Origin of the sequence: Streptomyces sp. PCS3-D2, assembly GCF_000612545.2 — a bacterium.
In the GTDB taxonomy this organism is placed as follows: Bacteria; Actinomycetota; Actinomycetes; order Streptomycetales; family Streptomycetaceae; genus Streptomyces.
Map to the genome: position 1 here is coordinate 4399553 of NZ_CP097800.1, position 15166 is coordinate 4414718.

Sequence of the window (15166 nt, forward strand, 5' to 3'; positions counted from 1 at the left end):
GGCTACGCGGTGACTCCGTCCGTTACGTTGCGCCCGCTGGCGGTGGATACGTCGAACTGACCGGTTACAGCAGCGGTGATCAAAGCTTGGCGACGCTCGCTCAATAGCGAGCCCTTACGCTTGACTCGATCAACGACTTGGTCAATCTCTCGGCAGCGTGCCGACATACGATCGACGCGACCTTCCTGCTCGTTCGGAGGCACATCAGGTACCCGAAGCTCCCTAATCACCCCTAGGGGGAGCCCCGGTTGAGCAGCCGCAGTGACCGAAATTCGCATCTGATCTTGCAGTCCGGTAGAGCGCAGGACAAAGGCGAGCCATTCACTGGAATACTCAGGAAGTGGGCGAAGAAGTGCCACATTTCGATCCAGCACAGATCGCGGGAATCCTGCTGGCGCTACAGCGCACGCGCCGATCGTCCCCTTGACCGAAAGAAGGACATCGCCAGCCATCATTCGAAGGGACTTCTCCAGAATTTTCGCATCGTCTTCGCTTACATGAGTGTCGAGCTCTGTGAGCCGAAGCTGTCCGCTGGACACGTTGCGCGCTGTAAGCAGCGGGACACCCAAGTCGACCCGTGGGGGCGGCTGATGCGTACCGTCCCGCAGAACTGAGAGATTCCAGAAGAGCTTGGTCGACGACCTGGACGACGCATCGACCTCGTGATCAATGACCGCCTTGCGGCGCTCGCCGAGCAGCCCAAGAAGCTTCTGGTCGCGCCTGTCCAAATGGTCGATGCGGGCGGTCTCGGCGTCAAGGAAGTCGGCGATGCGGCGTTGCTCCTCTGCAGGCGGCGGGGCCGGAACTGAAACGCAGTAGGCTGCCTCTCGCGACAAACCGGGTACACCCACGTCCTGCGAGGAGCCGCGAAGGTCAACAGCCTGCAGCACGTAGTACAGCCATCGCAGATTTGATGAGGTGAGGTACTTGTCGATGTAGTAGGCCGTATCGATCGCGAAGCCACCGGTAGGCACCCAATGGACGGATCCGTAACTACCCTTCCTGCCGACCACAATCCCAGGTGCCCCGAAATTATGCGCATTATGGCAGCCGGAAACTCCCCCCGACCCCACCACTGGATAGTCCCCATCGACTCTTGCCTCTGACGCCAGTGAGTCGCCATAGGCCATGCGCGTCACTCGACGCAGCGGCACCATGCCCTTCATTCCGTCACCTCACTCAGCAAAACCTGAATCTCCGCCTCCAGCGACTTCAGTTCCGCGTCGATCTCCGCCAGCGGCCTCGGCGGCTGGTACACGTAGAAGTGCCGCGTGAAGGGGATCTCGTAGCCGATCTTTGTCTTCGTGTGGTCGATCCACGCGTCCGGCACGTGCGGCAGCACCTCGCGCCTGAGGTAGTCCTCGACGTCCTCGCCGAGCGGGACGTTCTCGTAGTCCCGCAGGTCCGTGTCCGGCTCGGTCGCACCCTTGACCTTCTGGACCTCGCCCTCCGGGTTCCGGACGCCGATCGTCTCCCGTACCGCCTTCACGAACGGCGCTCCCGTCGGCCACGTCAGGCCGGCCGCGACCACAGCATCCTTGAGCGCGATGAACGACTCGGACTTCGTCTTCCAAGACGAGCCGAGCAGCGTACGCGCCGCCTCCACGAACTCCTCGCTCCGCTCCAGCCTCGCCACCGGCTTGGCCTCCGCCAGCGCGGACAGGGTCTCCTCCGTGACCTCGAAGCGCAGCTTCAGCGGCCGCTCCACGGTGATGCGCTGGAAGCCGAAGTCCTCGTTGGCGAAGACCTTGACCTTGCCGTGCAGAGCGTGCTCGGGGTCCTTGGCGACCTGCAGCGCCTCCGCGTACAGCCGGGTGATGTCGCCGATGTGGTCGGGGCGGCCGTTCGTCCCGTCGCCCAGTTCCTTGCGCTTGTCGCCGAGCGACTTGCGCATCTTTACCCACTGGTCGCGCGCGTCGAGCAGGACGACCTTGCCTTTGTGGTCGGCGTCCTTGCGGTTGGTGAGGATCCAGAAGTAGGTGGAGATGCCGGTGTTGTAGAAGAGCTGGTCCGGGAGGGCGACGATCGCCTCCAGCCAGTCGTTCTCCAGGATCCAGCGGCGGATCTTGGACTCGCCGGAGTCAGCTGCGCCCGTGAAGAGCGGGGAGCCGTTGAAGACGATGGCGATGCGGGAGCCGCCCCCGCCGTTGACGTCCACCGGCTTCATCTTCGAGATCATGTGCTGGAGGAAAAGCAGCGAGCCGTCGTTGATGCGCGGCAGGCCCGCGCCGAAGCGTCCGGCGTCGCCGAGCGACTGGTGCTCGTACTCGACGTCCTCCTTGACCTTCTTCCACTCCACGCCGAACGGCGGGTTGGCGAGGATGTAGTCGAACTTCCGGCGGGCGTGGCCGTCGTCGGAGAAGGAGTTGCCGAAGCGGATGTTCTCCGGGTCCTGGCCCTTGATCATGAGGTCGGAGCGGCAGATCGCCCAGGACTCGGGGTTGAGCTCCTGCCCGTACACCTCGACCGTCGCGTCCGGGTTGAGGGCGAGGATACGGTCGTCGGCGGCGCTGAGCATGCCGCCCGTGCCGCAGGCCGGGTCCATGACGGTGCGGACGACACCCGGCAGGCTGAGGGCGTCCGCGTCGGGCGCCACCAGCAGGTTCACCATCAGCTTGATGACCTCGCGCGGGGTGAAGTGCTCACCCGCGGTCTCGTTCGACTGCTCGGCGAAGCGGCGGATCAGCTCCTCGAAGATGTAGCCCATGTTGTGGTTGGGCACGACGTCGGGGTGCAGGTCGAGGTCGGTGAACCTGCCGATGACCTGGTAGAGCAGGTTCGCGCCGTCGAGCTTCCTGACCTGCTGGTTGAACTCGTACTTGTCGAGGACCTCGCGGGCGTTGTCGGAGAAGGCGCCCACGTAGATCTGCAGGTTCTTCGCCGCGTTCTGCGGGTCCGCCGCGATCTTCTTGAGCGTGAGGTCGCTCCGGTTGTAGAAGGAGTGACCCGAGGCCCTGCGCAGGAAGTGGCCGGTGTCGATGTCCTGGCCGGCGAACCTGTCGACGGTCTCGACGACCTTCTCGCGCGTCGGCTCCAGGACGCACTCCAGGCGGCGCAGCACGGTGAACGGCAGGATGACCTTGCCGTAGTCGGACTGCTTGTAGTCACCGCGCAGGAGATCGGCGACGGACCAGAGCTCTGCGTCGACCGGGTGGTGGGCGCCGTGATGCCTGGTCTGCCCCGCACCACGGGGCGCGCCAAGCTGCTCCTCCTGCACTCCGTCGCGCCGGCCGAGACCGCCCGACGGGCGAAGGCCCTCTGGTCCCAGCTGAGTCTGGGATGCCACTACCACCTGTACGAGCTCGGACCCACGTGCGACCAAGTGCGGGCCTGGCGGTTCGAGGCCGACGGCCTCGTCCGAGAACTGAGCCACTGACCATTCGTCACCGTCCGGTTTCGAGGCGCATCGACACCTGGCGCTCGCCGGCGACATCTACCTTCGCCTTGTCCCACTCATCCCACACCATGGCGTTATGTGATCACGACGTGCCGGGACTTTCCCGGGCACCACCCCTCCCTTGTACAAGCTGATCGGCCCGCTGCCCCAGGTGAAACCGGAGACAGCGGGCCCAAGGCATCCGTCAGGGGTCAGCCGGCAGCTCCCAGGGGGGAGGCCAGACCGAAGGCATGCCAGCGCTGCGCGTTGGAGCCGTTGCAGTCGAACAACACGAGCTGGGTGCCGTTGTCGATCCGTGCGTTCGGCAGGTCGAGGCAGCGGCCGGACTGCGGGTTGTAGAAGCCGCTCGCAGCAGTGGGGAGCCATCGCTGGCCCCCGGTTCCGTCGCACCCCGCGAGCTGAGCGGGGGTTCCGTTCGCGACGCCACCGCCTGCGGCGGTCACACACTTGCCGACCACGCGCATCTCGCCGTTCTCGCGGATCTCGAAGAGCTGGGGGGCGCCTGGGTCGGCGTTGCAGTCCCAGATCTGGATGCGGTTGCCCTCAGCGGTGCTTCCGTGGTTGTCGTCGGCGCATTTGGTGGCGCTGACCGCGGAGACGAGGGTGGTGCTGGTGGCCGAGGGGACGGTGGAGTGGTTGAAGACCGTCACGTTGCTGATGCGTCCCTGAAAGAAGGACGAGGGCTGGCCGGCATTCTTGAAGCGGCCCAGGACCAGCGAGCCGGTGGCGTTCCAGGCATTGGCCTTGGCGTGGTGGCCCGTGCCGGCGAGGGTGCCGTTGACGTAGAGGGCGATCAGTCCCGTCCGGTCGTCGTAGGTGGCGGTGAGCTGGGTCCACTCGTTGACCCGGACCTTGGCGGCGTCGTTGACGACGGCGGTCCGGTCGTAGTCCCAGTTGTCGTCGTCCTTCTTCGACAGCCCGAACTGCCACGTACCGTCCTGGTCGTGCCAGATCGCGAAGCCGCTGGACCGCTGCCCGTCCTGGCTGAGGACGACAGACTTCTCCTTGGACTTGGCCCAGGCGGAGACGGTGAAGCTGCGGGACGTGTCGACACCGGGGCCTGCAGCGGTGACGGTTCCGGACGCTGCGCCGTCGAGGGCGACGACCTGGGTGGCCGTGCCGGCGACGCTGTCCGCGGCCCAGGTGGCGCCAGTGGCGCTGAGTGTGGCGTTGTTCCTGCCGCGCAGGTCGGCGGCCGCAATTCCGGTGCCTTCGTTCAGCCTCCAGTGAGAGCTGGAGATACGGGCGTCGCCCATGGTGCGGCCGGTCTTGAATCCGGTGACCTTTCCGGAGGCCGCGGTGCCCTCCCAGGTACGCAGCCGGTGGAGGCTGTCCAGGGCCCAGAGGTCGGGAACGCCATCAGCACTGGTGTCGCCCGACGAGCCGATAACCGGATGGTCGGCTGCCTTGAGGCCGGAGCCGATCTTGATGCGTTTGGTGTGGTCGCCGAGGGCGGCAGGGTTCCCGGCGACGTTGGCGTACTGGTAGACGTCGCCGGTGATGTTGTCTCGGGCCCAGAGGTCGGGAAGCCCGTCGCCGGTGGCGTCGCCAGGGGCCAGCAGCGTGAGGTTGTCCCATCCGGAGGGGCTGAGGACGAGTACGACCGGATCGCGCAGCTCGCCCGTTGCACCGGCGCCCTGGAACAACACCAGCGAGCTACTTGTACCGTCGTTCTCCACTGTGAGCAGGTCGTTACGAGGTGCAACGCCTGTTTCCGGCAGCGCGTCCCCGACGGCGAGGATCTGGTTTACCCGGGTCCAGTTCTCGGCGTACTCGCTTCCGCACGGCCGGCCTGTCGCTGCGACGGTGCAGTCCTCTGTGTACGGCCGCTGGACGGGCATGGCTTTGGCCGCGTGGTAGTAGAGACCGCCATTGGCTGCGAGCCCGCCCTGGGTGAGGGAGTTGCGGTAGAGCGTGAGCTGTCCGTCGCGGTAGGCCCACAGGTCGTCGATGCGGATGCCGTTGCCGCCGCGGTGGGTGGTCAGCGTGCCCTTGCCCCAGCCCTTGCCTCCAGGGCTGTTGGCCGAGTTGGAGGCGATGACGCCGCCGACGGCCGGGTCGACGGCGGTCGGGTAGACGACGAGATCGCCGTTGTCGGTGGGGGCGATGAAGTCGACGCGCTCGTCGCCGGTGATGTCGCCGAGGGTCGTCTTGGCGTTCGGGTTGTCGGGCACGTAGAAGGCGTACGTGTGCTGCTGCGAGCGGTTGCTGGCGCGATCCACTGCCTGGACGCGAAGGATGTTGGTGCCCCAGGTCGTGGGGGTGAGTCTGATGGTGGCGCTTCCATCAGCGCTGACGTCGACCGATTTCGCGCCGCCCACCGGGATGGTTCCGTTGAGAGCCCACTCGTAGGAGATGACGCCGCTGAGTGAGTCAGTGGACTTCACTGTGAAGGTCCCCGGCTGGCCGATGTGCTGCGTGGAGCCGGGCAGGGTGCCGGAGGGCGGGTATTCGGCTGAGGTGACCACGGGAACGGAAGGCGGTTGGGTGTCCATGGTGAAGGTGCACCCTGTGACCCAGTTGGAGGTCATGTCGCCGTCACCACTCTGGACGTGCCACTTGTAGCTGTGGCCGTCCGCGAGATTGGTGGGGTGGGCGGACACCCAGTGTGTTCCGCTTGCTGCTCCGATCCAGCCGCTGTCGAAGGCGAGGCTGGAGTCGGCAGTGTCGTAAACGAGGAAGCGCGCGTCGTTCGGTTGCCCGTCCGGGTCGCCGATCCATGCGCCGATGCCGAGGCCGGCGTAGTTCGTGGCGCCGACCCAGCCGCAGCCGTTGCCGTTCGGGTTCTTCGGAGCCGGGTAGGTACCCAGCTCCCACGGGTCGTACGGGGGCCGGTTGTACTCGACGTACAGGAACGGAAGATTGTTCTTGTCGCGAGTGAACCGCTTGAAGGAACTGTTGCCGCTGCTCTTCGACTCATTGGAGGCGAAAAGCCCGTACGTGACGCTGCCGCGCCAGTGGTTGGCGGCGATGTGGTCGCGCACGTCCCACTCGCCGCGTGTCGTGGAACCTGGGCAGCCGGGGCCGCCCGCGCTGTTGAGAGCGGTAGTGCGCAGGACCTCCCAGTCGCGCGGCTGGGTGTTCCAGGTGATGTCGGAGAGCAGCGGTTCGGTGGAGTGCAGGTCCACGTTGTAGGTCCTGCTGCACGTCGCGTCCGCCGCATACGATTGAGTCGCGAAGAAGGACGCCTTTTTGATGCTCTTGCCGCCCAGGTCACTGGTGTCGAGCTGGACGTAGTAGCGCTCCAGCCCGGTTCTGGTCCGCCAGCGCTGGTAGCCGACGCCGGGGTCGTAGGTGTCGCCGTAATCGTCATAGCTGACGGTGGTGGGGTACGCCTCCTGGACCCATGCCCAGTGCTGCGTGCCGCGGCTGGTGGGCTGCCAGGCCGGGTCGATGTAGACCGGGTATGCCGTTGCCGGGTCCGCCAGGAAGGCCTGGTCAGGGGTCAGGACGAGAGACTCCTTGCCCAGCTCGGTCCGAAGTCGGGACACCTTTGCGAAGTCTCCTGGGCCATCGGTACCGGAGAGGGGTTTGGCAGGCTCGTCGTCCGAACCGGTCGGCGCGGTCCTCTTGGCCGCCTCGGAGAACGTGGCGGGGCTGGAGGACTTGGTGAGCGGGGACCGGACCGGGGCGGTGGAGTCCCACATCGTCGGGGTGGGTGCCTGGAAGACGGTACGGCCGGAGGCGTCGGTGGCCTTCAGGTTGCCGTGGCCGTCGGAGGAAACGGTCACACCCTGACCCTTGAGTCCTGTGGTCAGTCTGGCGAGCTTCGGATGCCTGGCGGCTTCCGCGGACTTGACCACGAGGATCTGCGAGATCCCGCCGGCCTTGTCGGCCGTCACCTTCAGATCGGTGCCCGGCACCACTTCGCGGTAGAGGGCGCTGTCGCCGTCCAGCGCAGGGGTGGGGAGCGGCTCAGGCCACGTCAGCACCAGCTGCTTGCCGTCCTGGTCCAGCGTGGCGAGTGGCGCGGTGCCTCCGCCAGACAGGGTCAGGCTGCCCACTGAGGCCTTCGGGCGGAGCGTGCCGTCGGTCGCCTTGACGAGGGTGGCGTCGAGATCGACCCACTTGCCGTCGCGCTTGGTGCGCAAGGGTGTGACGCTGCGCGTCAGGCCGAGGGAACCGTTCGGATTGGCCACCACGGTGTCGGTCTCGGTCGTCGCCGCCGCCACGGCTACGGGCTGCCCGGTGCGCTTGGCCTCCGCGATGGCGGCCTCCTCTGCTCGCTCCCGTTCGGTACTGGGCCGCTTCGGCGGCGTTTGGGCGGCCGGTGCTGCCGATCTGCCCACTCCGGATGCCGCCGACACGGTGGGCGCTCCGCCCACGGATGTGATGGTCAGGGCCAGCAAGACCATCCCTGCAACGGCGATCGGCCGACTGGCTGGTCGCCTCTCTCTCAGTGTGCCCCCCACGGCAAACTCCCCGGTCTGAATAGATGGCTGTCAACTGGGCGTGAACGCTAACAGCCCTTTACTCCCAGCCGCTGCGGGTGTGAATCTGGAATCGCAGATTCCTTGGAGCTTATTTCCACAATCGGGATCAATTGACTGACGTGATCGAGTCACCCTGCGGCCTGACGGGCAACTTTCGGTCATGTTTCGTCGGTGTGCACGCCGGTGGGGCACCCCTTGTCTGAATTGCTCTCGATTTTGCGATTTGCTAACACGCTAGGCTGCCAGGCCAATTGATCCACTCGGCGACCGTGGGGGGAATGCCGTGTCGGTACCAGCGGCTGGATTTCAGCCAGTAAGAAGAAAATCGAAGATTAAACAGAGCGTCGCGATTCCGGTATTAGTGGCGCTCTCGTTATTCGTCGGAGCAGGCACGGCCGAGGCCGCGCAGTGGCAGCCCAAAGAGCAGCGTCGCTGGTCACCGGGCAGCCTGAAGAAGGCCGAATCGGTCTCGGGGAAGAACGCCCCGAAACCGGAAGTTAAAACTCCGAAGGGCGACGGGGCGCGAGCATGGCGGCCGGTGGACGTGTACTGGCCACCCGCTTCACGGGCGGAAGTGGACCTGGGCGCGGTGGCGTCCGTTCCTCCGCGCAGCGATCTTCTCGCCGCGCCTGCGCCCTCCGGTGTCGCCGCGCCTCTCGCCGCCGATCCGAGCCGCGCGGGTGCTGCTCCCGTCTGGGTGAGCTCGGCGCCGGTCAAGGACGCGCCGCGCTCCGGTAAGGCTGCCGTGCAGGTAACGGACAGGTCGGCTGCGGAGAAGGCTGGTGTGCAAGGGCTGCTGCTCGCAGTCCGACCAGTCGGGGAAGCGCCGAAGGGCGGCCCTGTCAGGGTTTCGGTGGACGCCTCGTACATCGCGGGAGCTTTCGGCGGCGACTGGCTGTCCCGGGCTCGCCTGGTTGCTCTGCCCGAGTGCGCGCTGACGTCTCCCGAGCGGGCGGAGTGTCGTACGCAGACACCCCTGCCGACCGCGAAGGACGGCAACCGTGCCGGGTTGCTCAGCACGGAAGTGACTCTCAACGGCGCCTCGACAGCGGGCGGCGAGCGTGCCGGCAGCGCCTCGGACGCCGCAGGCGGGGCAACCGTGATCGCCGCATCAGCGGCTCCGGGCGGCCCGGCTGGTACCTATACGGCCACCAGCCTTGCCCCCTCCGGCAAGTGGACCAGTGGCAGCAACGCGGGCGGCTTCTCCTGGTCGTACCCGATCAACGTTCCCGACGGGCTGGGCGGTTCCAAGCCCGCTGTCTCCCTCGCCTACAACTCCCAATCCGTTGACGGTCGCACCGCTGCCACGAACAACCAGGCCTCATGGATCGGCGAAGGATGGGACTACTCTCCCGGGTTCGTCGAACGGGCCTTCAAGCCATGCGCCAAGGACGGCCAGGCCGAATCGAGTGAGCAGTGCTTGGCCGGCCACAACGCCACCCTTTCCTTGAACGGCAAGTCCTCGACTCTCGTGCGGAATGACGCGACCGGCACCTGGCGGCTCGAGGACGACGACGCATCGAAGGTCGAACGGCTGACCGGCGCGGTCAATGGCGACAACAACGGTGAGTACTGGAAGGTCACCACCGCAGACGGTACCCAGTACTACTTCGGCGTGGGCCGAAAGCCGGGCAGTACGACCGCTCCACCGACGAACTCTGCCTGGACCACACCGGTCTACGGCAACAACTCCGGCGAGGAGTGCCACCAGTCCACCTTTGCCGCGTCCTGGTGCCAGCAGGCCTGGCGCTGGAATCTGGACTTCGTGGTCGACCCGCGCGGCGGGTTGATCACCCACTGGTACGACACGGAAACCAATCACTACAAGCGCGGGGCGTCGGCTGCGACGCCCAACGGCGACCTCACCCCGTACATCCGAGGCGGCAGTCTGACCAAGATCACATATGGCTCGAAGCTCGCCGACGCGGACACCGTCAAGCCGACCGCCCAGGTGCTCTTCGGCACCTCCGAGCGCTGCCTTCCCGAGAAGGACGTTTTCGACTGCGCCTCGGCCAAGCTGACCAAGGCCAACGCCACCAAGTGGCCCGATGTCCCCTTCGACCAGAAGTGCGCGGGTACGGGCACCTGTGAGAACTACTCCGCCACGTTCTGGACCACCAAGCGCCTCACCAAGATAACTACCCAGGTCCTGAACACCGCCGGCGGCTATGACAACGTCGACCTCTACGAGCTCAAGCACGAGTTCCCCAACCCCGAGGACCACACGGCGCCCGCCCTGTGGCTCTCCTCGCTGACCCGCACCGGCTACGACGGCGAGACCAAGTTCGAGACCAAGCCCGTCACTTTCACCGGCAAGCTGAGGAACAATCGCGTCGACTCCAGTGTCGACAACAGGCCCGCGATGAACCGGCGCCGCGTCGTCGGGATCACGTCCGAAACCGGCCAAGTCATCGACGTCGGATACGCGGACCAGGACTGCGCGCCGGGAGCCGGCCTGCCGTCCTCGAAGGACGCGAACACCACACGCTGCTTCCCGGTCTACTGGAACCCGGACGGCAAGAGCCCCAATGATCCGACCCTGGACTGGTTCCACAAGTACGTCGTCACCCGCGTCACCGAGATCGACCCCTTCGGCGGTTCCCGCCCCCAAGAGACGCGGTACGAGTACGTCGGCGGCGCCGCCTGGCACCGGGACGACGAGGAGCTGACCGAGGACAAGCGCCGCACCTGGAACCAATTCCGCGGATACGAACAGGTCATCACCCGCGCCGGCGCCGCCCCCGACGCCGTCTCCAAGACTGCGGCCTTCTACCTGCGCGGCATGGACGGAGACGTCAAGGCCGACGGCAGCAAGCGCACCGCCACATTCACCGGCCTCACAGGGAACACGGTCAAGGACAGCAACCCGCTTGCCGGTACTCTCCGCGAAACCCAGACCTTCGCCTCCGACGGTGGCGAACTCGTCACCGTGTCCCAGAACGAGCCGTGGCTCTCAGCCGCCACCGCAACACACAGCCGGGGTACGAAACTTCCCGCCCTCACGGCCCAGATGCAGCGAGAGGGCTCCTCCCAGGAGAAGAAGTTGCGTGCCGACAAGACGTGGCAGATTACTTCGGAGACCGTGAAGTACGACGACACCTACGGCATGGAGCAATGGACCCTGGACCGGGCCGACGGTTTCCCGGACACCTGCACCGTGACGTCCTATGCCCGCAACACCGCCGCCTGGATGATCGACCGCGTCTCCGCAACAGTCGAGATCCGGAGCAGCGACTGCACCGCGGAAGCGACGGAGGCGAACACCCTCAGCCGTAACCGCACCTATTACGACGGCCAGCCCCACGGCACCCTCACCGGCTCCGGCCAGGTCACCAGTACGGAGGAACTGGACCGCTTCGAGTCCGGTCAGCCGAAGTACATCGTCAAGAGCGCAACGACTTACGACGCCTACGGTCGCGTCACCAGTGCCACCGATGCCGCCGGTGCCAAGACCACGACTGCGTACGAGCCGGCCGTGCCTGCTCCCGCCACCACGGTCAAGGTCACCAACGCCAAGGACTGGACGACCACGACGACCCTGCACCCGCTGCGTGCTGTGCCGGTCAAGGTTGTGGACCAGAACAACCGCACCACCGAGGTGGCCTACGACCCGCTCGGCAGGACCACGGGCGTCTGGCTCCCCGGTCGCGCACGCAGCGCCGGCGCCAGCAAGGTCTTCGAGTACGACCTCACCAACACGGCCGCGAGTTCCGTCACCACCCGGACGCTCCGCTCGAACCAGTCGTACGCGACCTCCATCGCAATCCTCGACGCGTTCGGACAGCAGGTCCAGGTCCAGTCGACCCCGCAGAACGGAGCGGCAACCAGCCGTCTGATCACTGACACGTACTACGACAGCCACGGCCGTGCCTTCAAGACCAACGAGCAGTACTTCAACACCACATCAGACCCGGTGAAGACCCGCTTCATCGCCGACGAGAACATGGTTCCGGGCCAGAACGGCACCCTCTACGATGGAATCGGCCGTCCGGTCGCCAAGACCTTCTCGTCCAAGGCGATCGAGCAGTGGCGCACCACCACCGCCTACCCCGGCGCCGACCGCACCGACACCACACCGCCGAAGGGAGAAGCGGCCGGCAGCGTCATCACCGACGCCCTCGGGCACACGGTCGAGCGGCGCAAGTACAAGTCCGCCAAGCCCGAGGGGGACTTCGACAGTACCCGGTACGCGTACAACCTCGACGGGAAGCTCACCCGGATCACAGACCCGGCCGGGAACGTCTGGACCTACGAATACGATCTCCGCGGCCGCCAGATCCGCTCGCTGGATCCCGACAAGGGCGCCTCGAGCGTCACGTACGACGACGCCGGGCGTCCTGTATCCACAGAGGATGCGCGCGGCACCAGGGTCTTCACCACCTATGACATCCTCGGCCGCCCCACATCCCGCAACCTGAACACCGTCGACGGCACCAAGCTGGCCACGTACGAGTACGACACCCTGCTCCCCGGCCAGCTCACCGCCTCCACCAGCTGGGTGGAGGGCAAGCCCTGGCGGCAGGAAACCACTGGTTACGACACCGGGTACCGGTCCACCGGCACCAAACTCACGGTCCCCGCAGGCGAAGGTGCGCTTACCGGCACCTACACCTCCGCCACCACCTACGACCCCATCACGGGGCTGGAGCGCCGCACCACGCTGCCCGCCATGGGCGGTCTGCCCGAGGAGCGCCTGAGCACAGGACGCAATGTCAACGGCTTGCCGGTCTCCTACGGATCGGACAACGTCGCCTACGTCAACTTCACCGATTACGACGAGTTCGGCATGGTGCAGCGCACGACCTTCGGTGACGACCCGCGGCAGGTCAGCTTTACCCAGACCCGCGACCCGGCCACCGGACGTCTTCTGAATACTCAGCTCAAGAAGCAGGACTCCGGGTCACCTGTCGACATCACGGACTACACCTACAACCCGGTCGGCGATGTCACCTCGGTCACCAGCACCCAGGGCGCCGCACACGAGACCCAGTGCTTCACGCACGACTACCTGCGCCGCCTGACTCAGGCCTGGACCGACACCGGAGGCACCGCGACCCAGCCAGGACCGTCCGTCCCCGGCATCGGCGCCTGTGCCAACACCGCTCCGCAGCCAGGCAAGATCGGCGGCATCGCGCCGTACCACCAGTCCTTCACCTACGACGTCACCGGCAACCGCACCTCATCCACCGACCACGACACCGCCGGCGACACGGCCAAGACCGTCACCACCACTCACACCTACCCGGCGCCCGGCTCCCCGCGCCCCCACGCCCCGACCTCCACCACCAAGAAGACAGGCGCAGGCCCGTCCGTCAGCAGGGCCACCACCTACGACGCAGCAGGCAACACACTCACCCGCCCCGGGGCCGCGGACACCACGCAGACGCTGACCTGGACGCCCGAAGGCAAACTCGCCTCGGCGACAACCGCTGCCGGGACGTCCACGTACCTCTACGACGCCGACGGCAACCGCCTGCTACGCAGGGACCCGGGGAAGACAACTCTCTACCTCGGCTCGAACGAACTCACCCTCAACACTGGCACGAACGTGGTGTCTGGTACGCGCTACTACGCCACCCCCGGCGGCACCACCATTGTCCGCACGTCTGATGGCAAGATCTCCTACGTCGCCGCCGACCACCACAACACCGGCACCACCGTCATCGACGCCGCGACCCTTCAGGTCCAGCGCCGCGCGACCAAGCCCTTCGGCGAGGAACGCGGCTCAGGGCCGGCCTCGTGGCCCGGAGAACGGGGCTTCGTCGGAGGGACGCAGGACAAGAGCACCGGCCTCACCCACCTCGGAGCCCGCGAATACGACCCGGCCCTGGGCCGCTTCCTCTCCGTGGACCCGCTGATGGTGGCGGACGACCCGCGCCAGCACAACGCCTACCAGTACGGCAACAACAGCCCCCTCACCGAGTGGGACCCGACGGGCAAAGCCCTCCCGGAGTGCCGCAGCGGCATGTACAAGTGCACCAATGGCAGCAATCCGTACGACTACGGCAACAACTACGAGAAAGAAGTCGCCATCGCCGGCGGGACGCTCGATACGGCGTATGTGAAACGGAAGATCCGTGCCAACTATGCCTGTCGAAAAGACCCCGGATGTAAGTCCTCCAATAGGGGTTGGTCAACTTCCTCGGTGAAGGCGGATAAGAAGCCGCAGAAGAAGGGTTTTGTCGCGAAAATCCGTGACGCGTGGAACGTCAGCCTTGGGAGTTCAGACTGGTGGAAGCATAAGGGTGTAAATCTCGCCATCGGAGTTGTTGCGGCGGCAGGAACGGCGGCATGTATCGCGTCTGTAGTCTGTGGCGGCGGGCTGTTCTTAGTAGGCGCTGCCGCACTATTCACGGCTGGATTGGGCGCTCACATGGCGGTTGCATCCGAAGAGGAAAGGGCTCGCGGGGCAACTCAGTTCCTCCTCCCTACCGCGAAGGCCGAGGCTATGGGGATGATCGGCGGTGCAACGTTTGGGCGAGGTCTTCTGGGCGGCCTCGTTCTGGGCCCCAAGCAGGGCATCGCGGGTCCGGGGCTGACGACTCGAGGGGCCTCTGACCCGCTATTCGCTGGCCTTGCCAGGAACGACTACGCTGGCATGACGGGGAGGGTGGTCACATACATGAAGAACCTATTCTAGTTGAGTGCGAGGGTTAGAGGCGTGCCGCTGCCCGACTTTCTTCGGGCAGCGGCGCCTTGTTGGTTCTAGTCGGTTCAACGTTGCTGCGGTGCAAGGGATTTGGCGAGCGTTGCACATCTGCGATCAGGTGATCACACGCGTGATCTCCATGTGCTGAATTGATGGCCTGCTGTTGAAGGAAAAGGTGTTTGGGTGTGGAGATTTTAATAGGTGGCGTCATGGTTGCTTTGGCCTCGTGGGCCGTTGGTGCCGTAATGAGGTCTGTGGTTTCCCGAAGGGCCGCTATGCGGTCTGTGGCCGGTGCCCCACGGGAGGGTTTTTCCGTCCCTTGTAGGTTGGCGTGGGCCGCCGGTATCGGTAAGACGGGCTTTGTTTATGGGAAGCTGGCTAGGGGTGCTGCAGGTGTATGCTTCATTCGGCCGCTCCAGAGAATTACGCATATCCCGGAGGGTGGCAGAGTCTCGCGTAATTCCCATTGGCGGCCAGGGATGCAGGTCTTGCAGTATCGAACGCCGGACGGTGGGGATCTTCGAATTCTGTGCTATGCCGCCGACAGTGACACCATTGTCCGGTACTTGCGTGTTCCTGACCCGGCCGACTTTTCCTGAGCCCCGCTGTTCTGGGGGTGCCGATTGAGAGTGTCGGGTCGTGCCGGTTCCGGGATTGTCAAGAGGCCTTCGCTCATCCTGCCGAGGA

4 protein-coding genes are annotated in these 15166 nt (G+C 65.7%); 1 reads left to right on the forward strand and 3 read right to left on the reverse strand.

Annotated features, from left to right (window positions below; all coding sequences use genetic code 11):
• Positions 1 to 2: 2 nt before the first annotated feature.
• The 3 genes from AW27_RS19435 to AW27_RS19445 all read right to left on the reverse strand — a co-directional run bounded on the left by AW27_RS19435 (position 3) and on the right by AW27_RS19445 (position 7722).
• Complete coding sequence (locus AW27_RS19435; RefSeq protein ID WP_157840296.1) at positions 3 to 1166, reverse strand: restriction endonuclease subunit S; 1164 nt, start codon at positions 1164 to 1166, stop codon at positions 3 to 5.
• A complete protein-coding gene (locus tag AW27_RS19440) occupies positions 1163 to 3115 on the reverse strand; it encodes a type I restriction-modification system subunit M (protein ID WP_052031135.1) in 1953 nt (650 codons plus the stop codon). Before AW27_RS19440 ends, AW27_RS19435 begins: the two co-directional genes overlap by 4 nt.
• A 473-nt stretch (positions 3116 to 3588) precedes the next feature.
• Entirely contained in the window at positions 3589 to 7722 is a 4134-nt protein-coding gene (locus tag AW27_RS19445; RefSeq protein ID WP_157840297.1) for a ricin-type beta-trefoil lectin domain protein, read from the reverse strand.
• A 391-nt stretch (positions 7723 to 8113) separates the two neighbouring features.
• Here AW27_RS19445 and AW27_RS19450 point away from each other — a divergent pair, with 391 nt between their 5' ends.
• A complete protein-coding gene (locus AW27_RS19450) occupies positions 8114 to 14470 on the forward strand; it encodes an RHS repeat domain-containing protein (protein ID WP_157840298.1) in 6357 nt (2118 codons plus the stop codon).
• Positions 14471 to 15166 lie beyond the last annotated feature (696 nt).